This window comes from Pseudomonas sp. NY5710, from assembly GCF_013305665.1.
Classification (GTDB): Bacteria; Pseudomonadota; Gammaproteobacteria; order Pseudomonadales; family Pseudomonadaceae; genus Aquipseudomonas; species Aquipseudomonas juntendi.
Genome location: NZ_CP045554.1, coordinates 4,356,255 through 4,378,547 on the forward strand (window position 1 = coordinate 4,356,255; position 22,293 = coordinate 4,378,547).

The 22,293-nt window shown below is 60.8% G+C and carries 22 protein-coding genes; 5 read left to right on the forward strand and 17 right to left on the reverse strand.

Annotated features, from left to right (window positions below; translation table 11 throughout):
- Positions 1 to 12 precede the first annotated feature (12 nt).
- From GEV39_RS20090 to rplM, 5 genes are all read right to left on the reverse strand, one after another.
- A complete protein-coding gene (locus GEV39_RS20090; RefSeq protein ID WP_173890974.1) occupies positions 13 to 792 on the reverse strand; it encodes a cytochrome c1 in 780 nt (259 codons plus the stop codon).
- Entirely contained in the window at positions 792 to 2,003 is a 1,212-nt protein-coding gene (locus GEV39_RS20095; RefSeq protein WP_046616511.1) for a cytochrome b, read from the reverse strand. The genes GEV39_RS20090 and GEV39_RS20095 overlap by 1 nt, the downstream gene beginning before the upstream one ends.
- Complete coding sequence (gene petA, locus GEV39_RS20100) at positions 2,003 to 2,596, reverse strand: ubiquinol-cytochrome c reductase iron-sulfur subunit (RefSeq protein ID WP_009684434.1); 594 nt, start codon at positions 2,594 to 2,596, stop codon at positions 2,003 to 2,005. Before petA ends, GEV39_RS20095 begins: the two co-directional genes overlap by 1 nt.
- 262 nt (positions 2,597 to 2,858) lie before the next feature.
- Positions 2,859 to 3,251, reverse strand: a complete 393-nt coding sequence (rpsI, locus tag GEV39_RS20105) for a 30S ribosomal protein S9 (protein ID WP_003260797.1) — start codon at positions 3,249 to 3,251, stop codon at positions 2,859 to 2,861.
- 14 nt (positions 3,252 to 3,265) lie between these two features.
- Positions 3,266 to 3,694 carry a 50S ribosomal protein L13 gene (gene rplM / locus GEV39_RS20110; RefSeq protein WP_003251819.1) on the reverse strand — a complete coding sequence of 143 codons (429 nt, stop codon included), beginning with the start codon at positions 3,692 to 3,694 and terminating at the stop codon, positions 3,266 to 3,268.
- Positions 3,695 to 3,952: 258 nt separating this feature from the next.
- On the opposite strand from rplM, the gene GEV39_RS20115 reads away from it, so the two are divergent.
- Together GEV39_RS20115 and GEV39_RS20120 are read left to right on the forward strand one after the other, a co-directional pair.
- Positions 3,953 to 4,993: an NADP(H)-dependent aldo-keto reductase gene (locus tag GEV39_RS20115; RefSeq protein ID WP_173890975.1), complete on the forward strand. Its 1,041-nt coding sequence runs from the start codon at positions 3,953 to 3,955 to the stop codon at positions 4,991 to 4,993.
- Between the two features lie 285 nt (positions 4,994 to 5,278).
- Complete coding sequence (locus GEV39_RS20120; RefSeq protein ID WP_173891736.1) at positions 5,279 to 6,199, forward strand: GlxA family transcriptional regulator; 921 nt, start codon at positions 5,279 to 5,281, stop codon at positions 6,197 to 6,199.
- A 120-nt stretch (positions 6,200 to 6,319) separates the two neighbouring features.
- On the opposite strand, the gene zapE is transcribed toward GEV39_RS20120, so the two are convergent.
- From zapE to GEV39_RS20135, 3 genes are all read right to left on the reverse strand, one after another.
- Complete coding sequence (gene zapE / locus GEV39_RS20125; RefSeq protein ID WP_029886538.1) at positions 6,320 to 7,414, reverse strand: cell division protein ZapE; 1,095 nt, start codon at positions 7,412 to 7,414, stop codon at positions 6,320 to 6,322.
- Between the two features lie 84 nt (positions 7,415 to 7,498).
- Positions 7,499 to 8,848 (reverse strand): tryptophan--tRNA ligase, encoded by a 1,350-nt coding sequence (locus GEV39_RS20130; protein ID WP_173890976.1) that lies wholly within the window; start codon positions 8,846 to 8,848, stop codon positions 7,499 to 7,501.
- A gap of 25 nt (positions 8,849 to 8,873) precedes the next feature.
- Entirely contained in the window at positions 8,874 to 9,509 is a 636-nt protein-coding gene (locus GEV39_RS20135; protein ID WP_054905345.1) for an alpha/beta hydrolase, read from the reverse strand.
- A 135-nt stretch (positions 9,510 to 9,644) separates the two neighbouring features.
- Between GEV39_RS20135 and GEV39_RS20140 the strand changes: the two genes are divergently transcribed.
- On the forward strand, positions 9,645 to 10,082 hold the full coding sequence (locus GEV39_RS20140; RefSeq protein WP_173890977.1) for a Z-ring associated ZapG family protein: 438 nt from the start codon (positions 9,645 to 9,647) through the stop codon (positions 10,080 to 10,082).
- Between the two features lie 167 nt (positions 10,083 to 10,249).
- On the opposite strand, the gene GEV39_RS20145 is transcribed toward GEV39_RS20140, so the two are convergent.
- Positions 10,250 to 11,446: a methionine gamma-lyase gene (locus GEV39_RS20145; protein ID WP_173890978.1), complete on the reverse strand. Its 1,197-nt coding sequence runs from the start codon at positions 11,444 to 11,446 to the stop codon at positions 10,250 to 10,252.
- Between the two features lie 127 nt (positions 11,447 to 11,573).
- Between GEV39_RS20145 and GEV39_RS20150 the strand changes: the two genes are divergently transcribed.
- Positions 11,574 to 12,053, forward strand: coding sequence for an Lrp/AsnC family transcriptional regulator (locus tag GEV39_RS20150; RefSeq protein ID WP_173890979.1), 480 nt, complete (start codon positions 11,574 to 11,576; stop codon positions 12,051 to 12,053).
- A 98-nt stretch (positions 12,054 to 12,151) separates the two neighbouring features.
- Here GEV39_RS20150 and cysN read toward each other — a convergent pair whose 3' ends face one another.
- From cysN to GEV39_RS20170, 4 genes are all read right to left on the reverse strand, one after another.
- The gene (cysN, locus tag GEV39_RS20155; RefSeq protein WP_009684444.1) at positions 12,152 to 14,053 is read right to left on the reverse strand and encodes a sulfate adenylyltransferase subunit CysN; all 1,902 of its coding nucleotides are present in this window, start codon (positions 14,051 to 14,053) and stop codon (positions 12,152 to 12,154) included.
- A gap of 53 nt (positions 14,054 to 14,106) precedes the next feature.
- Complete coding sequence (locus GEV39_RS20160; protein WP_173890980.1) at positions 14,107 to 14,448, reverse strand: four helix bundle protein; 342 nt, start codon at positions 14,446 to 14,448, stop codon at positions 14,107 to 14,109.
- A gap of 103 nt (positions 14,449 to 14,551) precedes the next feature.
- A complete protein-coding gene (gene cysD / locus GEV39_RS20165) occupies positions 14,552 to 15,469 on the reverse strand; it encodes a sulfate adenylyltransferase subunit CysD (protein ID WP_009684445.1) in 918 nt (305 codons plus the stop codon).
- Between the two features lie 272 nt (positions 15,470 to 15,741).
- On the reverse strand, positions 15,742 to 16,500 hold the full coding sequence (locus GEV39_RS20170; protein WP_009684446.1) for a Nif3-like dinuclear metal center hexameric protein: 759 nt from the start codon (positions 16,498 to 16,500) through the stop codon (positions 15,742 to 15,744).
- A 168-nt stretch (positions 16,501 to 16,668) separates the two neighbouring features.
- Here GEV39_RS20170 and algW point away from each other — a divergent pair, with 168 nt between their 5' ends.
- Positions 16,669 to 17,829 (forward strand): Do family serine endopeptidase AlgW, encoded by a 1,161-nt coding sequence (gene algW, locus GEV39_RS20175; protein WP_173890981.1) that lies wholly within the window; start codon positions 16,669 to 16,671, stop codon positions 17,827 to 17,829.
- Between the two features lie 31 nt (positions 17,830 to 17,860).
- Here algW and GEV39_RS20180 read toward each other — a convergent pair whose 3' ends face one another.
- The 4 genes from GEV39_RS20180 to GEV39_RS20195 all read right to left on the reverse strand — a co-directional run bounded on the left by GEV39_RS20180 (position 17,861) and on the right by GEV39_RS20195 (position 22,018).
- A complete protein-coding gene (locus GEV39_RS20180) occupies positions 17,861 to 18,625 on the reverse strand; it encodes an amino acid ABC transporter ATP-binding protein (protein WP_003251792.1) in 765 nt (254 codons plus the stop codon).
- Between the two features lie 10 nt (positions 18,626 to 18,635).
- Entirely contained in the window at positions 18,636 to 19,733 is a 1,098-nt protein-coding gene (locus tag GEV39_RS20185; protein WP_173890982.1) for an amino acid ABC transporter permease, read from the reverse strand.
- Positions 19,734 to 19,743: 10 nt separating this feature from the next.
- Positions 19,744 to 20,922, reverse strand: a complete 1,179-nt coding sequence (locus GEV39_RS20190) for an amino acid ABC transporter permease (RefSeq protein ID WP_173890983.1) — start codon at positions 20,920 to 20,922, stop codon at positions 19,744 to 19,746.
- A 67-nt stretch (positions 20,923 to 20,989) separates the two neighbouring features.
- Entirely contained in the window at positions 20,990 to 22,018 is a 1,029-nt protein-coding gene (locus tag GEV39_RS20195; protein ID WP_009684450.1) for an amino acid ABC transporter substrate-binding protein, read from the reverse strand.
- Positions 22,019 to 22,293 lie beyond the last annotated feature (275 nt).

A 22,293-nucleotide genomic window follows, 5' to 3' on the forward strand; every position in this document is an offset into this window, starting at 1 on the left:
ATTACTGCGTGATCAGTGCACGTCCTTCCAGTATTCACGCTTGAGCAAATAGGCGAATACGAAGAAGAAAGCCAGGTACAGCAGCACATAGGTACCGATGCGCTGGCTTTCCAGTTTGACCGGGTTGGCCGAATAGGCCAGGAAGGTCACCAGGTTCTTGACCTTCTCGTCGAACTGCTCGGCGGTCAGGGTACCGGATTTCGGCGTAACGGTCAGCTGGTCACAGGCCTCATGGGTAATCGGGCTACCGGTCAACGGGTCGAATTGCTTCTTCCCATCAGTCACCGTCTGCACCTGCTTGCAGCCAATCACCTGGTTGCCCTGCAGGCCGACCAACACGTTGGGCATGCCGACGTTCGGGAACACCTTGTTGTTCACCCCATAAGGCCGCGAGGGGTCCTCGTAGAAGCTGCGCAGGTAGGTGTACAGCCAATCGGTACCGCGCACCCTGGCCACCAGGGTCAGGTCGGGCGGCGCGGCACCGAACCAGGTCTTGGCGTCTTCAGGCTTCATGCCGATCTGCATGTGATCACCGATCTTGGCCCCGGTAAACACCAGCTTTTCGAGCATCAGCTCATGGGGGATGCCCAAGTCATCTGCCACACGCTCGTAACGCTGGAACTTGGCACTGTGGCAGCCCATGCAATAGTTGGCAAACGTCCGCGCCCCGTCCTGCATCGCGGCCTTGTCAGTCAGGTCGATATCGACCTTGTCCAGCTCCAGCCCGTGTTCGGCAGCGAAGCAAAAGGCAGGCACCAGTGCCAGCAAAAATACTGCAATCAACTTTTTCATCAGCCAGTCACCCTTTCCGGAACCGGTTTGGTCTTCTCGAGCCTTGTGTAGAACGGCATCAACAGGAAGTAGGCGAAGTACAGCACCGTACACACCTGCGACAACAACGTGCGCCCAGGTGTAGGTGCCAGCACGCCCAGCACGCCGAGGATGACGAAGGCCACGCAGAACACCAGCAGGAAGAGCTTGCTGATCCAGCCTTTGTAACGCATGGAACGCACCGGGCTGCGATCGAGCCAGGGCAGTACGAACAGCACCGCGATCGCCGCCCCCATGGCGATCACACCCATCAACTTGTCAGGCACCGCACGCAAGATGGCGTAGAACGGTGTGAAGTACCATACAGGGGCAATATGCTCCGGTGTCTTGAAGGCGTTGGCCTGCTCGAAGTTCGGCTTCTCCAGGAAGTAACCGCCCATTTCCGGGAAGAAGAACACCACCGCACAGAACACGAAGAGGAACACCACCACGCCGACAATATCCTTGACGGTGTAGTAAGGGTGGAACGGAATGCCATCGAGCGGAATGCCGTTTTCGTCCTTTTTCTTCTTGATGTCGATGCCATCGGGGTTGTTCGAACCCACTTCGTGCAGAGCAAGAATATGCAACACCACCAGGCCGAGAATGACGATAGGCAGGGCGACCACATGGAGGGCGAAGAAGCGGTTCAGGGTAATGCCGGAGATCAGGTAGTCACCACGAATCCATTGGGTGAGGTCGCCACCAATCACCGGGATGGCACCGAACAGCGAAATGATGACCTGGGCCCCCCAGTAGGACATCTGGCCCCACGGCAGCAGGTAGCCCATGAAGGCCTCGGCCATCAGCGCCAGGTAGATCAACATGCCGAACAGCCAGACCAGCTCGCGCGGCTTCTGGTAGGAGCCGTAGAGCAGGCCGCGGAACATGTGCAGGTAAACCACGATGAAGAACGCCGAAGCGCCCGTGGAGTGCAGGTAGCGCAGAATCCAGCCGTATTCGACGTCACGCATGATGTACTCGACCGAGGCGAATGCCTCTTCTGCCGAGGGTGTGAAGCTCATGGTAAGCCACACACCGGTGACGATCTGGTTGACCAGCACCAGTAATGCCAGGGAGCCAAAGAAGTACAGGAAGTTGAAGTTCTTGGGCGCGTAATACTTGCTCAGGTGATCTTCCCACATCTTGGTTGCGGGGAAGCGAGCATCAATCCAGTCCATGAACTTGCTCATCATGCTTTCTCCTGGTCGACGCCGATGACGATGATATCGTCCGACTCGTACGAGTGCGGCGGTACGGGCAGGTTGAGTGGCGCCGGCTGCGACTTGTAGACACGCCCAGCCAGGTCGTAGTGGGAGCCGTGGCACGGGCAGAAGTAGCCACCCACCCATTTAGGGCCCAGGTCGGCTGGCGCAACCTCCGGGCGGAAGGTGGGCGAGCAGCCCAGGTGCGTGCACAGGCCGACGAGAATGAGGATTTCCGGCTTGATGGAGCGGACTTCGGGGTCGACATAGGTCGGCTGCACCGAAGACTTGGAATCGGGATCAGACAATTCGCCAGTAATTTTCTTCAGGTTACCGAGGATCTCCTCGGTGCGCCTGACGATGAACACCGGTTGGCCTCGCCATTCGGCTACCATCTGCTGCCCGGCCTCGACCTTGGCGATATTGACCTTCACCGGTGCCCCCGCGGCTTTCGCCTTGGCACTGGGAAACCATGACCCCACGAACGGTACCGCAGCCCCCACTGCTCCCGCTGCCCCGACCACGGATGTCGCGGCTACGAGGAAGCGGCGCCGGCCTGCGTTGACGCCGTCATTGCTCATTCAGTCCTCTCCCATCAGCTTGCTTGGCCTGTTGAACCAGGCCTGTACTTAGGTTGTGTCTGTGGCACTAAAATTTGGTCGCCATGGTAAGAAACAAATCCACACACTGACAAGGGATTAGCCGGGCAAGGGCCCACTACCAGCGCTTTGCTTGATCTGCGTCTATGCGACGAGCGGCCACAGACATGCTGACAGGTTAGTTCAAGGCAAAAAAAAAGCCCGGTTCCAAGGAACCGGGCTCTTTTCGACTGCCGAAGCGGTATTAACGCTTGGAGTACTGAGGACGCTTACGCGCTTTACGCAGACCCACTTTCTTACGCTCGACTTCACGAGCGTCGCGGGTGACGTAGCCAGCACGACGCAGAGCGCCACGCAGGGTTTCGTCGTATTCCATCAGAGCGCGGGTGATACCGTGACGGATCGCACCGGCCTGACCGCTGACACCACCACCGGAAACGGTGACATAGATGTCGAACTTCTCAACGGTCTCGGTCAGCTCGAGCGGCTGACGAACAACCATGCGAGCGGTTTCGCGACCGAAGAACACGTCCAGAGAACGGTTGTTGATGGAGATGTTACCAGTACCCGGACGCAGGAATACGCGAGCGGTTGCGGTCTTGCGACGGCCAGTGCCGTAATTTTGAGTCGCCGACATAATGAACTATCCCGTTAGATCTTCAGTTCTTGAGGCTGCTGAGCAGTGTGTGGGTGAGCAGCACCCGCGTACACTTTCAGCTTACGGTACATGTCGCGACCCAGCGGGTTCTTAGGCAGCATGCCTTTGACCGCGGTTTCGATAACACGCTCAGGGGCCTTGGCGATCAACTTCTCGAAGTTGATTTCCTTGATACCGCCTGGGAAACCGGAGTGGGAGTAGTACATCTTGTCGGAAGACTTGGCACCAGTCACACGAACCTGTTCAGCGTTGATAACGACGATGTAGTCGCCGGTGTCAACGTGAGGGGTGTATTCTGGTTTGTGTTTGCCACGCAGACGGGTAGCGATTTCGGTAGCCAGACGACCCAGGGTCTGGCCAGCGGCGTCGACTACGAACCACTCGCGCTTTACTGTTTCCGGTTTAGCAGTAAAAGTTTTCATTCTCTAAAGCCTCAGAGGCCGCCCAGCGAAAAATAGACGGCGAATCTTACTGGATAGTGCACAGCTTGCCAAGGGCAAGCGCGCAGCCGAACACTGACGCTTTTGGGGGCTCGGGTCGGGCACGCCAATATTCGACGGGGTTCTTCCTGCGTGATGGTGCATCACTTCCGCCACGCGGAGAGGGGCTGAATTATCCAGATTGCGCGAAAAATTTCAACCTGCTTTGATGAGCTTCCATTGCCAAGGAGTGTTTACCCGATGGAATACCGCCAGCTCGGCCGAACCGACCTCAACGTCAGCGCCCTGTGCCTGGGCACCATGACCTGGGGCGAGCAGAACGACCAGAACGAGGCTTTCGACCAAATTGCCCGGGCCAAGGCCGCGGGGATCAACTTCATCGACACGGCCGAAATGTACCCGGTGCCGCCACGCGCGGAAACCTACGCGGCTACCGAGCGCATCATCGGCAACTGGTTCAAGGCCAACGGTGACCGCGATGACTGGTTGCTGGCCAGCAAGGTTGCCGGCCCCGGCAACGGCATCAGCCACATCCGCGACGGCCAGCTCAAGCACAACCGCCAGCACATCGTCGCGGCGCTGGACGAGAGCCTCAAGCGCCTGCAGACCGAATGCATCGACTTGTACCAGTTGCACTGGCCGGAACGCAGCACCAACTTCTTCGGCAAACTGGGCTACCAGCACCTGCCGCACGATCACTTCACGCCGCTGGAAGAAACGCTGGAAGTGCTGGACGACCAGGTACGGGCGGGCAAGATCCGTCATGTCGGCCTGTCCAACGAAACCCCGTGGGGCATCATGAAATTCCTGCAACTGGCCGAAAGCCGGGGCTGGCCACGGGCGGTGTCGATCCAGAACCCGTACAACCTGCTCAACCGCAGCTTCGAGGTGGGCCTGGCGGAGGTCGCCATTCGCGAGCAATGCGGTTTGCTGGCGTACTCGCCGCTGGCATTCGGCATGCTGTCGGGCAAGTACGAGAACGGTGCTCGCCCGGAAAACGCCCGCCTGACCCTGTTCAGCCGCTTTGCCCGCTACTCCAACCCGCAGACCGTGGCCGCCTGCAGCCGCTACGTGCAGCTGGCCCGTGAACACGGCCTGGACCCGGCGCAGATGGCCCTGGCGTTCGTGACGCACCAGCCGTTCGTGACCAGCAACATCATTGGTGCGACCAGCCTGCAGCAACTGGACAGCAACCTGGCCAGCGCCGAGCTGCACCTGAGCGACGAACTGCTGGCGGCGATCGAAGCCATTCACCAGGAGCAGCCGAACCCGGCGCCTTGATCAGAGCTGCAAGCTGCAAGCTACAAGCTACAAGCTACAAGCTACAAGCTACAAGCTACAAGCTACAAGCTACAAGACAGAGCGGTCCGCATGCTGACCTGCTTTATCTTGCAGCTTGCAGCTTGCAGCTTGAAGCTTGCAGCTCGACCAAAAAAATAAGACGATCCAGCCGGTGATTGACCACTCTACCCTATAAGAACAATGACAATGATGTTTACCCAACCCCCCGCGTCGCTGCGGCGCGTCAGCATCCTGGCCATTGACAAGGTGTTCGCTTCGACCTTGATGCAGGCCAAGGACTTCTTCCACCTCGCCAGCCTGCGCTACGGCAAGCAGCTGGGCCTGGGCTTGCAGCCCATGTTCGAGATCCGCTTGGTGAGCCCCGATGGCCTGCCCGTGGACAGCTTCAGCAATGTACAGCTACCGGTCGACGGCGGCCTGGATGACGCAGATGTCATCATCCTGCCAGCCTACTGGGACGACTTCGACAACCTGCTGCAACGATACCCCCAGGTGCTGCCGTGGCTGCGGGACCAGCACGCCCGCGGCGCGGTGCTGTGCGCCGAGGCCAGTGGCGTGTTCTGGCTGGCCGAAAGTGGCCTGCTCGACGGCAAGGAGGCGACCACCTACTGGCGCTTCTTCAGCAGTTTCGCCGAGCGCTTCCCGAAGATCCGCCTGAACCAGGACAAGCACCTGACCGACGCCGACAACATCTATTGCGCTGGCGGCGCCACTTCGGCCTGCGACCTGTACATCTATCTGATCGAGCGTTTCTGCGGGGCCAATGTGGCCCGTGCGGTGTCGCGCGACATCCTTTACGAAGTGCAGCGCAACTACACCCCGGGGCGCATGGGGTTTGGCGGGCAGAAGCTGCATCAGGACCTGATCATCCTGCAGATCCAGCACTGGCTGGAAGAGCACTTCGCGGACAAGTTCCGCTTCGAGGATGTGGCCCGCAACCATGGCATGAGCATTCGCAACTTCATGCGCCGGTTCCAGGGGGCGACCGGTGACAAGCCGCTGCACTACCTGCAACGGCTGCGGATCGAAACGGCCAAGGGGTTGTTGTCGAGCACGCGCAAGAGCATCAAGACCATCAGTTACGAGGTCGGTTACGACGATGCCAGTTTCTTTGCGCGGCTGTTCCGCCAGCATACCGAGTTGTCGCCGAACCAGTACCGGCAGCAGTTCATGCAGGAGGCTTGAGGGCTTCCAGCAGCGGCAAGTTTCTAGCTGCAAGCTACAAGACAAAGCAAAAAGCCGGAGCAGCTCATGGCCTGCTCCGGCTTTTTCTTGAGGCTTGCAGCTAGAAGCTTGCCGCTGATCTCAGGGCTTGTGCGCCCGAGACAGGAACTCGTGCGACTGCATCTCCAGCAGGCGGCTCAGGGTACGCTGGAACTCGAAGCTCAGGCGCCCACCGGTGTACAGGTCTTTTAGCTCCACCTCGGCCGAGATGATCAGCTTGACGTTGCGGTCGTAGAACTCGTCCACCATGTTGATGAAACGCCGCGCGATATCATCGGTGGTCACCCCCATCTGCTCGACATTGCTCAGCAGCACCGCGTGGAAGATCTTGCCGAGCTCGATGTAGTCGTTCTGGCTACGCGGCCCGTCGCACAATGCCCGGAAGTCGAACCAGGCAACATCGTCGCACGTCCGCAAGGCATTGATCGGGCGGTTCTCGATCATTAGCACGTCATTTTCGACTGCCTGGGTGCATTCCGGGGTCAGCGCCTTGAAGCTGGCACGCATGCTTTCGTGCGCCGCCTCATTGAGCGGGTAGTGGAACAGTTCGGCCTGCTCCAGATGACGCAGGCGATAGTCCACGCCGCTGTCGACGTTCACCACGTCGGTGTACTGCTTGATCATGGCGATTGCCGGCAGGAAACGCGCGCGCTGCAGGCCGTCCTTGTACAAGCCGTCGGGCACGATGTTGGAGGTGGCGACCAGCGACACGCCGTTCTTGAACAGCTCTTCCATCAAGGTGCCGAGGATCATCGCATCGGTGATGTCCGAGACGAAGAACTCGTCGAAGCAGATCACCTTGGCCTCTTCGCTGAAGCGCTTGGCAATGATGGTCAGCGGGTTCTTCTCACCCTTGAGGGTCTTCATTTCCTCGTGCACACGCTTCATGAAGCGGTGGAAGTGGGTGCGCATCTTCTGCTTGAACGGCAGCGCCTCGTAGAAGGTATCGACCAGGTAGGTCTTGCCCCGCCCTACCCCACCCCAGAAGTACAGGCCCTTGACCGGGGTCTGCTCCTTCTTGCCGAACAGCTTGCCGAATACCCCCGGCTTGTTGTTCTGCGCCTGTACCAGGTCGTCGTACAGGCGCTGCAGGTGACGCACCGCAGTTTCCTGCGCCGCGTCATGGAAGAAGTCGGGACGTTTCAGATCTGCTTGATAGCGTTCTAAGGGAGTCATGATTCGTTAGCGAGGCAACAAAAAACGGGCCGTCACTGTAGCGACCGGCCCGCTTTATGGCAATTAGAGTTGCGGCGAATTGCCTCAGTCCTGTTGTGGAGCCAGGGCTTCGTGCAGGCTGTGAATGGCCGCATCCCGCGCTTCAGCGCTGGCGAACTGCGGCCCATCGGCAACCTGTTCACCGTTGAGCCACACGCCGAAACCCAGGCCCTGCACACGCACATCGGCCTCAGCTCCCTGCTGCAGTTGCTTGCTCACCGCACCTGCACTCTTGCCGTCGGCAAAGCTGCGCGACAGCAGCAGTTGCTCACCGTCGGCGGCCAGCAGGCGGAAGCGGAAGCTGCCGTCCTCATCACGGAAGCTGACGAAACGCGCGCTCTTGGCGGCCTTTTTCTTCACTTCGGTACTGGTTTGCACGCTGCTGCGGAACGAGCGCAGGCCAACCGCCTCGCGCAGTTGCTCAAGGAACGGGGTGGCAATCTTGCGGGCCTTCGCGGCCCCCGCCAGCAGGACATCCTCAAGGTCGGCCGGGCGCGCGATCAGCTGGTGGTAGTGCTCGCGTTTTTCCGCCAGCTCGCCGTCCAGCAGCTGGAACAGGCGCTGCTTGGCATCGCCCCAGCCCAAGCCTTGCAACAACTCGTCGCGGAACCCGGCGCACTGTTCTGGCGTCGCGAAGGCCTGGTAGAGGGTGAACAGGTGCGAAGTGTCCGGGTCCTTGGCTTCGCCGGGCGCACGCGAATCGGTCACGATGCGCGAGATGGCGTCTTTCATGTCCTTGGCGCTGGTGAACAACGCAATGGTGTTGTCGTAGCTCTTGGACATCTTGCGCCCGTCCAGGCCCGGCAGGGTCGCCACGCTTTCTTCGATCACCGCTTCTGGCAGGGCGAAGAACTCCTTGCCTTGGCCGAACAGGTGGTTGAAACGCTGACCGATGTCCCGAGCCATTTCCACGTGCTGGATCTGGTCGCGGCCCACCGGCACCTTGTTGGCATTGAACATCAGGATGTCGGCCGCCATCAGCACTGGGTAGCTGAACAAGCCCATGGTCACGCCGGCATCCGGGTCTTCACCGGCTTCCACGTTCTTGTCCACCGAGGCTTTGTACGCATGTGCACGGTTGAGCAGGCCCTTGGCTGCAACGCAGGTCAGCAACCAGGTCAACTCGGGGATTTCCGGAATATCGGACTGGCGGTAGAAGGTCACCTTGTCGGCGTCCAGGCCACCGGCCAGCCAGGTGGCGGCGATTTCCAGGCGCGAGCGCTGGATGCGCAGCGGGTCGTCGCACTTGATCAGCGCGTGATAGTCGGCCAGGAAGTAGAACGAGTCGACACCGGGCTGCTGGCTGGCACGGATCGCCGGGCGGATGGCGCCGGCGTAGTTGCCCAGGTGCGGAGTGCCGGTGGTGGTGATACCGGTGAGAATGCGCGTGGTCATGGGTGTTCGCTTATTCAGGCTTGGCTCAGTTCGAAAGGCGCGGCAGCAGCAGATCCTTGAGATCGGTCAGCTTGCCATGAAAGAAGTGTCCGCATTCTGCCACTTTCAGCAGCTCATGGGGACGCGACAGGCTGTCGGACCAATCGTAAACCAGCTGCGGCGCGACCACTTCATCAGCCTCCGGCTGCACCACGGTGATCGGGCATTGCTGTGGCAACGGGAATTCGTCGGTCAGGCGCATTACCGCTGGGGCGATCATGAACAAGTGCTGCAGGCTCACCCCACCCGCCTCCAGGCGGCCAGCCAGACTGGTGGCAACGAAACCGCCGAACGAGAAGCCCATCAGCACCAGCGGCAATTGCGGGTGCTTATCGCGCAGCCAGGCCGCAGCAGCCTCGGCATCGGCCACTTCGCCTGCGCCCATGTCGTGGCTGCCAGCGCTCTGCCCGACACCCCGGTAGTTGAACCGCAGGGTCACATAGCCGGCATCACGGGCGGTGCGCTGCAGGGTCGAGACCACCTTGTTGAGCATGGTGCCGCCCTGAACCGGGTTGGGGTGGCAGATCAGCACCGCGCCGCGGGCATCGGCCACGTCCAGGTACAAGGCTTCCAACTGGCCACTGGGGCCATCGATGAACAAGGGGGTTTCGCGGACAAGCAAGGCACTACTCCGTGACCTCGGGGTGGGTCGTTTCGTCTAGGTGAGGAATTCTGTTCTGATTTGCGATCGCTCGCGGTATACAGCGCAGGTCTGAGCCGTTAACGTAAAGCAAAGCCGTTTATAGAGGAAGGACTCGTGGAACTCTCGCTCCTTGTTTGGTTGTTGCCGACCTTGGCCCTGGTCATTGGCGTGGTCGTCGGTTTCGTCGTGGCTCGCCTGCTGCCCAATGCCGCGCCCAGCAGCACACAGCGCCAGCTGGATGAAATGCAGAAACGCTTCGACAACTACCAGAACGAAGTGGTTACCCACTTCAACAGCACTGCAGTACTGGTCAAGAAGCTGACCCAGAGCTACCAGGATGTCCAGGATCACCTGGCCGACGGTGCCAACACCCTGGCGCTGGACGAACTGACCCGCCAGCGCCTGCTGGCCGCCCTGCACTCCGAAGGTGCGCATGGCCCACGTGATCGCCTGACCCCACCGAAGGACACTGCCGAAGTGCCGCGTGATTATGCGCCCAAAGCGCCGAATTCCCCGGGCATGCTCGACGAGAGCTACGGGCTCAAGCGTTGATTCGCTGAACATGAAAAAGGCCTCGCGAGAGGCCTTTTTTGTGGGCAGCCCAGGTACGCAACAGCGGGCACCGGCTACGCCGGTGTTCGCGAGCACGCCCGCTCCCACAGGCCCTTGCTAAATCAATAAGTTATGTACTGTTCTATGGAACGGCCGGCCCAAGCAACCTAGCTGCAAGCCTGCAATGCCTGCTCGACATCCGCCAGCAGGTCTTCCACATCCTCCAACCCCACAGACAAGCGCACCAACCCCTCCGAGATCCCGTGATGCGCCCGCTCCTCTGGCGTATAGCTGGAATGGGTCATGCTCGCGGGGTGCTGCGCCAACGACTCGGCATCCCCCAGGCTCACCGCCCGGGCAAACAGCTGCAGTGCGTTCATGAACCTGCGCCCGGCCTCGATTCCACCCTTGAGCTCAAAAGCAATCATCCCGCCCGGCAAACGCATCTGCCGCTGCGCCAGCTCGTATTGGGCGCACGATGGCAAGCCCGGGTAGTGAATGAGCTCGACCTGAGGCTGCCGAGCCAGGAACTGCGCCACCTCCAGCGCATTGGCGCAGTGGCGGTCCATGCGCAGTGCAAGGGTCTTGATCCCGCGCATCAGTAAAGCCGCGTCATGCGGGGACAGCACCGCCCCGGTCATGTCTTTCAGCCCTTCCAGACGGATACGGTCGACCAGCGCCTTGCGCCCCACCACCAACCCCGCGGTGATATCACCATGGCCACTGAGGTACTTGGTCGCCGAATGCACCACCAGGTCCGCCCCCAACGCCAGTGGCCGCTGCAGGTACGGCGTGCAATAGGTGTTGTCGACCACGATATGCAAGTCATGCCCGCGGGCCACCTCGGCGACCGCCGCGATATCCACCAGCTGCATGTTGGGGTTGGCTGGCGTTTCAAAGTAGATCATCCGTGTCTTGCGAGTGATGGACGCGCTTAAAGCCTTGACGTCATTGAGGTCGACGTGACGGACCTTCACCCCGAACTGGCCAATGCCGTGATGCAGAAACGCAAAGGTGCACCCATACAAGGTATGCCCCACGATCAGTTCGTCACCGGGGCGCAGCAGAGTCCAGATCGTCGAGGTAATCGCGCCCATCCCCGACGCCAGCGCCAAGCCTGCCTCACCACCCTCCAGCGAAGCCATGCGCTCTTCCAGCAGCGCCAACGTGGGGTTGGAGATGCGGCTGTAGAAATGCCCTGCTACGTCCCCGGCAAAGCACGCTGCGCCGTGTTCAACAGTGGGAAAGGCATAGGTGGCGGTCTGGTAAACCGGCGGCACCAGCGCGCCACTATGGGACAGCGGGTCGTAGCCGTGGTGGATGGCTCGCGTCGAAAAACCGGTGTTGTTATGGGAGTCGCGCATGGCAACAGCCTCTTGTGGTTTGCTATAAGCTTATGCCACCGAGCTGCCCGAATTTTTCCAAAGTAGCCCACACAGCGGCCTGCTTGGTGGAAAGAAAACAACAATCAAACAAGCAGGAGGGCAAAACATGCCTTCGAGCCTCGATCGCACCGACCGCGCCTTGCTGGCCGCCCTGCAGGACAACGCCCGCCTCACCGTTGCCGAGCTCGCCGACCAAGTGGCACTGACCACCTCGCCCTGCTGGCGCCGCGTCAAACTGCTGGAGGACAACGGCTACATCACCGGTTACCAGGCCGTGCTCTCGCCCAAGTCACTGGGCTTCGGCGTCACTGCTTTTGTCAGCATCATGATGGACTCGCACACCAAGGACATGGCCCTGGCGTTCGAGCAGCGGCTGATGGAAATTCCCGAAATCGTCGCCTGCCACAACATCTCTGGGCGCTACGACTTTCTGCTGGAGATTCTGGCGAGAGACCTGGAATCGTTCGGCGAATTCACCCGCGAGGTGCTGCAGCGGTTGCCAGGGGTGAAGGAGATCTATTCGAGTTTTTCGTTCAAGGCGGTGAAGGAGCGCCGGGTAATTCCTGTATCGGAACACCACATCTGAACGGCAAGCACGCCCCCCCCTAGCGCATCACCAGGCGTGAGACAACCTGCACAAAAAAACCCCGCCGGAGCGGGGTTTTTGGTAGTGCAGGCCAGCGCTTAGATCGCACCACGCTGACGCAGTACGTCCAACACCTGTTTAACGCCTTCGTCCACGCTGGTGGCCTGGGTGTCGATCACCAGGTCGGCATCCAGCGGCACATCGAACGGGAAGCTTTCACCCGGGATGTTGTCGCCACCGGCAGCGTACAGGCCCTGTGGGTCACGCTCGCGGCAAACCAGTGGGGACGCCTGGACGTAGACCGTTACCAGGCGATCCTTGCCGATCAGCGCCTTGGCCTGTTCGCGGCCTTCGGCATCCGGGGCAACGAACGCTGCCAGGGTCAGCATGCCGGCTTCGTTGAACTGGCGCGCCACATGGGCGGCACGGCGCCAGTTTTCGGTGCGGCCAGCGCGGTCCTGCGGCAGGCCCTTGTTCAGGTCATGGCGCAGGTTCTGCCCGTCGAGCACGTACACTGCACGGCCCATGTCGAACAGCTTGCGCTCAACGGCATAGGCCAGGGTGCTCTTGCCGGCGCCAGAAAGGCCACTGAACAGCACGGTGGCTGGCTGCTGACCGAAACGCAGGGCGCGCTCCTCGGTAGACACGTGGGCCTGCTTGCCATGCTGGCCGGTGCTGCCATGCGGCAAGACTGGCTGGGCGATGATCATGCCGGCGCCGACGGTGCCGTTGGTGAGGCGGTCGATGACGATGAACGCACCGGTTGTGCGGTTGCTGTCGTAACCGTCCAGGGCAATGGCGCTGTCCAGGGATACCTTGACGCGGCCAATCTCGTTCAGCTGCAGGGCGCTGGCGGCGTCCTTCTCGAGGGTGTTCACATCAACCTTGTGGGTGATGCTGGCAATCGAGCCCGGCACGTAGCTGGTGGCGCGCTTGATGTCGTACTTTTTGCCCGGGAGCATCGGCTCTTCGGCCATCCACACCAGCATGGCGTCGAACTGGTCAGTGACCGGCGGCACGTTGTCGGCATGCACCAGCAGGTCGCCACGGGAGATGTCGATCTCATCTTCCATGGTCAGGGTCACGGCCTGGCCTGGGCCGGCGCTTTCCAGTTCACCTTCATAGGTGACGATGGACTTGACCCGGCTGCTCTTGCCCGACGGCAGCACGACAATTTCGTCGCCCTTGTGCACCACGCCGCTGGCGAGGGTGCCGGCAAAACCGCGGAAGTTCAGGTTCGGCCGGTTGACGTACTGCACCGGGAAACGCAGGTCGGTGAAGTTGCGGTCAGCCGACACTTCGACGGTTTCGAGGATTTCCATCAGGGTCGGGCCGGTGTACCACGGCGATTGCTCGCTGTGGTTGACCACGTTGTCACCCTTGAGCGCCGACATCGGCACGAAGTGCAAGCTGCTCGGGGTCAGGTTGATGGCTTCGGCAAACTTCAGGTAGTCCGCCTTGATGGCCTCGAAGACGCCTTCATCGAAGCCCTTCAGGTCCATCTTGTTGACCGCGACCACGATGTGCTTGATGCCCAGCAGCGACGCGATGTAGCTGTGGCGGCGGGTCTGGGTCTGCACGCCATAGCGGGCATCGACCAGGATGATCGCCAAGTCACAGGTGGATGCACCGGTGGCCATATTGCGGGTGTACTGTTCGTGGCCCGGGGTGTCGGCGATGATGAACTTGCGCTTGGCGGTGGAGAAATAGCGGTAGGCGACATCGATGGTGATGCCCTGCTCACGCTCGGCCTGCAGGCCGTCTACCAGCAGCGCCAGGTCAACTTCTTCGCCGGTGGTGCCAGACTTTTTCGAATCGCGGGTGATGGCCTCGAGGTGGTCCTCGTAGATCATCTTGGAGTCGTGCAACAGGCGCCCGATCAGGGTGCTCTTGCCGTCATCCACGTTGCCGCAGGTGAGGAAACGCAGCAGTTCTTTACGCTCGTGCTGAGCCAGGTAGGCGAGGATGTCCTCGCTGATCAGATCGGATTGATGACTCATTGCATTCAAGCTCCAAGCTGTAAGCTTCAAGCAGCAAGCTTGTCGGCGTACAGCTAGTTAGAAATTTTGTTGATCAACCCAGCAAGCATTCTGGATAGCTCACGGGTTTCAGTTATCCAGTCGTTGGCCAATTCGGCAGGCAAATAACCGATTTCACCGGCGATGATCAGTTGGGTCCGCAGTTCTGCGCAGGAAGCCTTCGCCACGCTCAGGAACCATGCTTCCTCCCGCATTCCTCTGCGCTCCATTCCCTCAGCGATATTGGAGGGGACTGAAACGGCTGCTCGAGTGATTTGGGACCTGAATCCAAAATCCCGACACCCAGCAAATGCCCGATAGATCTCAACGGCTAAATTTTTACTTCTCTGCCAAACCAGCAACTTCTCAAAACCCACTGCAGGCACTCCCAGTGCGCCCGCAATGCAGGCGGCAGTCCACAAAACTCAGAAACTACTCGCTCCGCTTCTGTCTTGCAGCTTGCCGCTTGTAACTTGAAGCTTAGAAATAGCCCTGACGTTTCTTGTCTTCCATGGAACCGGCGCCATCGTGGTCGATGACCCGGCCCTGGCGCTCGGAAGTGCGCGTCAGGAGCATTTCCTGAATGATGTCGGTGAGCGTTTCGGCCTCCGACTCGACAGCGCCCGTGAGCGGGTAGCAGCCGAGGGTACGGAAACGCACCTTCTTCTTGACGATGCGGGCCTTTTCTTCCTCGGAGAGGTGTTCGAGGATGCGCTCGTCATCGATCATGATCAGGGTGCCGTTCTTCTCGATGACTTCACGCTCGGCAGCGAAGTACAGCGGCACGATCGGGATGCCTTCGAGGTAGATGTACTGCCAGATGTCCAGTTCGGTCCAGTTCGACAGTGGGAAGACGCGGATCGACTCCCCCTTGTTGACCTTGCCGTTGTACACGTTCCACAGCTCGGGGCGCTGGTTCTTCGGGTCCCAGCGGTGCTTGCTGTCACGGAACGAGTACACACGCTCCTTGGCCCGCGACTTCTCTTCGTCGCGGCGAGCACCACCGAAGGCGGCGTCGAAACCATGCTTGTCCAGCGCCTGTTTCAGACCCTGGGTCTTCATGATGTCAGTGTGCTTGGAGCTGCCATGGGTGAACGGGTTGATGCCCTGCGCCACACCCTCGGGGTTGACGTGGGTGATCAGTTCCAGGCCCATTTCCTCGACCATCTTGTCGCGGAACCTGTACATCTCCTGGAATTTCCACTGGGTGTCGACGTGCATGACCGGGAACGGCAGCTTGCCCGGGAAAAAGGCCTTGCGCGCCAGGTGCAGCATCACGGCGGAATCCTTGCCGATCGAGTACAGCATCACCGGGTTGTCGAACTCGGCGGCCACCTCGCGGATGATGTGGATGCTTTCCGCCTCCAGCTGTTTCAAGTGCGTCAGTTTGTCGACCATGGCTACTCACGTAAAACGATCTTATGGACGGCCTGCGGGCCGTGTTCGAGCGGATCACTCTATCACAGCGGCTGCTTCTATTTAGGCAGCCAGCTAGATCGAAAAAGTCTAACGATATGACTGGGGGTTAGGCTAATGCCTGTCAGTCAAGCGTTACTGGGGCTGCTTTGCAGCCCTTCGCGGGCACGCCCGCTCCCACACGTTTGGCGCTGAACTCAAGAAATGCGCGATCCCCTGTGGGAGCGGGCGTGCCCGCGATGGGGCCAGTCAGGTCAGATCGGGTTCGGGCAATCAATGAACAGGTGTTCCACGGCAAACCGCCGCGCCAGGTAATCACCCAGTGCCTGCACCCCGTACCGCTCGGTGGCATGGTGCCCGGCAGCGATGAAGCTGACGCCATTCTCCCGCGCACTGTGGTAGGTCTGCTCAGACGCCTCGCCCGTCAAGTACAGGTCTACCCCGGCGGCAATCGCCGTGTCGATATAGCCCTGCCCGCCCCCGGTGCACCAGCCAACCCGGCGGATCATTTCGTCGCCTTCGACCAGCAGCGGCTCACGCCCCAGCACCTCCTGCACGCGCCGGGCAAAATCGCGGGCGGTCACCGGTTCGGCCAGCGAACCGACCAGCCCGACCACCTTGGGGTTCTCCGGGTCCAGCGGCCCTTCGACGGTGATCTCCAGTTGCCGCGCCAGCTGCACGTTGTTGCCCACCTCAGGGTGTACATCCAGCGGCAAGTGAAACGCCAGCAGGCTGATATCGTTGTTCAGCAAGGTTTTCAGGCGGCGCTGACGGATGCCGGTGATGCAGGGGTTTTCGCCCTTCCAGAAGTAGCCATGGTGCACCAGCACCAGGTCGGCCTCGGCCTCGACCGCGGCATCCAGCAACGCCTGGCTGGCGGTGACACCGCTGACGATACGGCTGACCTGCGGCCGGCCTTCGACCTGCAGGCCATTGGGGCAGTAGTCCTGGATCCTGGCGCTGCCCAGGTAACGCTCGGCTTCTTCAACCAGGGTGTTTAGCGCGACGGCCATGAAAATCTCCTCGAAAACTGCACTTTCCCCAGGCACAACGCACCGGGAACGCCCGTATAATGCCGGCCATTATGGGCCGTCGCCGGCACTGGGGGAACCGGTGTATGATCGCGCGCGCTCATGCCCCACCGCGCGGCCACTGGCCCCCGCTCTTTTCAGGACTCGTTCATGTTCAAGGCTTTGCGTTACTTTGGCTGGCCCCTGCTTACCGGCGTATTGATCGCCATGCTGATCATCCAGCGGTTTCCGGAATGGGTCGGCCTGCCCAGCCAGGACGTCAACCTGCAGCAGGCACCGCAGACCACGAAGATCATGCAGGGCCCGGTGTCCTACGCCGACGCCGTGACCCTCGCGGCCCCGGCGGTGGTCAACCTGTACACCACCAAGGTGGTCAACAAGAGCGCCCACCCGCTGTTCGAAGACCCGCAGTTCCGCCGCTTCTTCGGCGACAACCTGCCCAAGCAGCGCCGTTGGGAGTCGAGCCTGGGCTCGGCAGTGATCATGAGCCCCGAGGGCTATCTGCTGACCAACAACCACGTCACCAGTGGCGCCGACCAGATCGTGGTGGCCTTGAAGGATGGCCGCGAGACCCTGGCCCGGGTCATTGGCAGCGACCCGGAGACCGACCTGGCGGTATTGAAGATCGACCTGAAGAACCTGCCCGCCATCACCATCGGCCGCTCCGACACCATCCATATCGGTGACGTGACGCTGGCCATCGGCAACCCGTTCGGCGTTGGCCAGACCGTGACAATGGGCATCATCAGCGCCACCGGCCGCAACCAGTTGGGCCTGAACAACTACGAAGACTTCATCCAGACCGACGCCGCGATCAACCCGGGCAACTCCGGTGGTGCGCTGGTCGATGCCAACGGCAACCTGGTCGGCATCAACACGGCCATTTTCTCCAAGTCTGGTGGCTCGCAGGGCATTGGCTTCGCCATCCCGGTCAAGCTGGCACTGGAGGTGATGAAATCGATTGTCGAGCATGGCCAGGTGATCCGCGGCTGGCTGGGTATCGAAGTGCAGCCACTGAGCCAGGAACTGGCCGAGTCGTTCGGCATGAAGGACCGCCCAGGCATCGTGGTTGCAGGCATCTTCCGCGAAGGGCCGGCGGCCAAGGCCGGGCTGCAGCTGGGGGACGTGATCTTGAGCATCAACGGCGAACCGGCAGGTGACGGGCGCAAGTCGATGAACCAGGTGGCGCGGATCAAGCCGAACGAAAAGATCACCATCGAGGTGATGCGTAACGGGCAGCAGCTCAAGCTGGTGGCGGAGGTGGGGCTGCGGCCGCCACCGGCACCCGCTGCCCCACAAGAAGAGAAGTAAACATCGGGGCCGCTTTGCGGCCCCGGCTGTATCAATGCAGGATCTGGCTGAGGAACAACTTGGTCCGATCGCTGCGCGGCCGGTCGAAGAAGTCATCCGGTGCCGCCTGCTCGACGATTTCACCTTTATCCATGAAGATCACCCGGTTGGCCACGGTGCGGGCAAAGCCCATCTCGTGGGTCACGCAGAGCATGGTCATGCCATCTTCGGCCAGGCCGACCATGGTATCGAGCACTTCCTTGACCATCTCCGGGTCCAGAGCCGAAGTGGGTTCGTCGAACAGCATGATTTTCGGCTTCATGCACAGCGCCCGGGCAATCGCCACGCGCTGCTGCTGGCCACCAGACAACTGCCCCGGGTACTTGTGCGCCTGCTCCGGGATACGTACCCGCTCCAGGTAATGCATGGCAATTTCTTCGGCCTTGCGGCGCGGCATCTTGCGCACCCACATCGGCGCCAAGGTGCAGTTCTCCAGAATGCTCAGGTGCGGGAACAGGTTGAAGTGCTGGAACACCATGCCCACTTCACGGCGGATCGCCTCGATCTGCTTGAGGTCGTTGGTCAGCTCCACGCCATCGACCACGATGCGCCCCTGCTGGTGTTCTTCCAGGCGGTTGAGGCAACGGATGGTGGTGGACTTGCCCGAGCCGGACGGCCCGCACAGCACGATACGCTCGCCCTGGCGAACATTGAGGTTGATGTCCTTGAGCACATGGAACTGACCGTACCACTTGTTCACACCCTGCATCTGGATGATCCCTTCGGGGCCAGCAGGCTGCTTGATCGCTTCACTCATTTCGAAACTCCTAACGCTTGTGGCCAGTGTCCAGCTTGCGCTCCAGGTGCATGGAGTAGCGGGACATACCGAAACAGAAAATCCAGAACACGAGGGCGGCGAAAACATAGCCCTCGGTCGCCATACCCAACCAGGCCGGGTCGGCGGCGGCTTGCTTGACACTGTTCAGCAGGTCGAACAGGCCGATGATGATCACCAGGCTGGTGTCCTTGAACAGGGCAATGAAGGTGTTGACGATGCCAGGGATCACCAGCTTGAGCGCCTGCGGCAGGATCACCAGGCCCATCGCCCGCCAGTACCCCAGGCCCATGGCTGCGGCCGCTTCGTACTGGCCCTTGGGGATGGCTTGCAGGCCACCGCGTACCACTTCGGCGACATAGGCCGACTGGAACAGAATCACGCCGATCATCGCCCGCAGCAGCTTGTCGAAGCTCATGCCCTCAGGCAGGAACAACGGCAGCATCACCGAAGACATGAACAGCACGGTGATCAGCGGCACGCCGCGCCAGAACTCGATGAAGGTCACGCACACCACCTTCACCGCCGGCATTCTCGAACGCCGCCCCAAGGCCAGCAGAATGCCCAGGGGCAAGGCGCCGACGATGCCCACGGTGGCGATCACCAAGGTCAGCATCAGCCCGCCCCACTGGCTGGTGGACACGGTGCTCAGGCCCAGCAGGCCACCGTGCAACAAGGTGTAGGCCAGCAGCGGGTAAAACACCAGGAAGCCCAGGCCATAGAGGGCCTTGCGCGGGAAGCGCTTGATGAACAACGGCGCTGCGCCAAGCACCGCCAGCCATACCGTCAGGTCGACCCGCCAGCGCAGCTCGACCGGGTAGTAGCCGTACATGAATTGGCCGAAGCGCTGCTGCACGAACACCCAGCAGGCGCCGTCCTTGGTGCAGTCGGCGCGGGTGGTGCCAACCCAGTTGGCGTCGATCAGCGCCCACTGCAACAGCGGTGGCACGATCAACCAGATCAAGTAGAGCGCAAACAGGGTCAACAGGGTGTTCAGCCAGCTGGAGAACAGGTTGGTACGCATCCATGCGAGTACGCCGACGGTTTTCACCGGTGGCGGCATATCGGGTTTGAAAACATGGGCATTCACAGGCGTATCCTCACCGCTCGATCAGCGCAATGCGCTTGTTGTACCAGTTCATCAGCAGCGAAATGCTGATGCTGATGGCGAGATAGACACTCATGGTGATGGCGATCACTTCGATGGCCTGGCCGGTCTGGTTGAGCACGGTACCGGCGAACAGCGAGACCATCTCCGGGTAGCCGATACCGGCCGCCAGCGACGAGTTCTTCGCCAGGTTCAGGTACTGGCTGGTCAGTGGCGGAATGATCACCCGCAAGGCCTGGGGGATGATCACCTTGCGCAAGGTTGGCCCTTCGCGCAGCCCCAGCGAGCGCGCCGCCTCGGTCTGGCCGTGGCTGACCGAACGGATGCCCGAGCGCACGATCTCGGCGATGAAGGCGGCGGTATAGATCGTAAGCGCCAGGGTCAGCGCCAGCAGTTCGGGGATCAGCACCCAGCCACCAACGAAGTTGAAGCCCTTGAGCTGCGGTGCCTCCCACGTGACCGGGCTGCCGAACAGCAGCACGCTCAGGCCTGGAATGACCAGCAACAGCGCCAGCGCGGCCCAGAACTTGTGGAACGGTACACCGGTCTCGTCGAAGCGTTTGTTGGCCAGGCGCACCATCAGCCAGACCGCCCCGACCGCCACCGCCAACGCCGCGACAAATGGCCAGAAACCGTCCGCCATGGAGGCACCAGGCATGTTCAGGCCACGGTTGCTGATGAAGAACAGGTCGTTGAGGTTGATGCTGCCCCGCGGTCCCGGCAGGGTCAGGAACACGGCGAAGTACCAGAACAGGATCTGCAGCAGCGGCGGAATGTTGCGGAAGGTCTCCACGTACACCGTCGCCAGCTTGTTGATCATCCAGTTCGGCGACAAGCGCGCCACGCCGATGATGAAACCCAGGATGGTCGCCAGGATGACGCCAATGAGGGTGACCAGCAGGGTGTTGAGCAGGCCGATCACGAACACCCGTGCGTAGCTGTCCGATTCCACATAGGGGATCAGGTGCTGGGCGATGCCGAAGCCGGCGCTGCGATCGAGAAAGTCGAAGCCCGAGGTGATACCCCGGTGTTGCAGGTTGGTTTGCGTATTGTGAAACAGATACCAGCCCAGACCGACCACGAAAACGATGGTAAGAATCTGGAACAGCCACGCGCGCACACGTGGATCGCTCAGGGATAACCCCTTTTGTGCGCCAATATGATTTTGCATGAAGTGCCCCGGAAAATAGGGATTCGAACAACCTGCGGCGGCCGGATGCCGCCGCAGGGTGCAGCCATCAGCGCACAGGTGGCGCGTACTGGATGCCGCCGTTGTTCCACAGGGCGTTCATGCCACGGTCGATCTTCAGGTCGGTACCTTGGCCCAGGTTCTTCTCGAACACTTCACCGTAGTTGCCGACTTGCTTGACGATCTGCACTACCCAGTCTTTGGGCAGCTTGAGGTCCTTGCCGTACTCGCCGTCCGCACCCAGCAAGCGGGCCACGTCAGGGTTCTTGGTCGCTTTGGCTTCAGCCTCGACGTTCTTCGAGGTGATGCCCGCCTCTTCGGCGTTGAGCATGGCGAACAGGGTCCACTTGACGATGCTGAACCAGTCTTCGTCGCCTTTGCGCACCACCGGGCCGAGTGGTTCCTTGGAGATGGTTTCCGGCAGCACCACATATTCGGTCGGTGCGGCCAGCTTGGAGCGCTGGGCGAACAGCTGCGACTTGTCGGACGTCAACACATCGCAACGGCCGGACTCCAGCGACTTGGCGCTCTCGTCAGAGGTATCGAAGGTGATCGGGGTGTACTTCAGGCCATTGGCCCGGAAGAAGTCCGACACGTTCAGTTCGGTGGTAGTACCTGCCTGGATGCAGATGGTCGCGCCATCGAGCTCCTTGGCACTGGAAACACCGAGCTTCTTGTTGACCAGGAAACCGACGCCGTCGTAGTAGGTGACACCGGTGAACACCAGGCCCATGCCGGCATCGCGCGAGCTGGTCCAGGTGGTGTTGCGCGACAGCACGTCAACTTCGCCCGATTGCAGGGCCGTGAAGCGTTCCTTGGCGTTGAGCTGGCTGAACTTGACCTTGTTGGCGTCGCCGAACACGGCAGCGGCCACGGCGCGGCAGACATCGGCGTCGATACCGATGATCTTGCCTTGTGCATCAGGTACCGAGAAGCCTGGAAGACCGTCGCTCACGCCACACTGGACGAAGCCCTTCTTCTTTACCGCATCAAGGGTGGCGCCGGCCTGGGCATTGCTCACGGCGCCCAGCGCGGCGGCAGCGGTGAGGACTGCCAGGGTGGTTTTCAACACTTTCATTCACAACCTCCAAATCGCTCTTGTTGTATCGAGCCGGAATTGCACCGCACCCTTTTGAGGCATGTCCGACCCGTATTGGCTAGTTATTGGGTCAATTGGCGCAATGGGCTGTTCTATGACAGCCTTCGCGTACAAAGGGTGTTACCGTCACGGCCTGCCCTTTGCATCGCAACCTCAGCTGCAAAGCGCGTACCAAATGTTTTGGCTGGAGCGTTTAAGCGTTCGTCAAGTAGGGAAAGTTGTATCGTTGCGACATTCTTTTTCTGACAACCCTT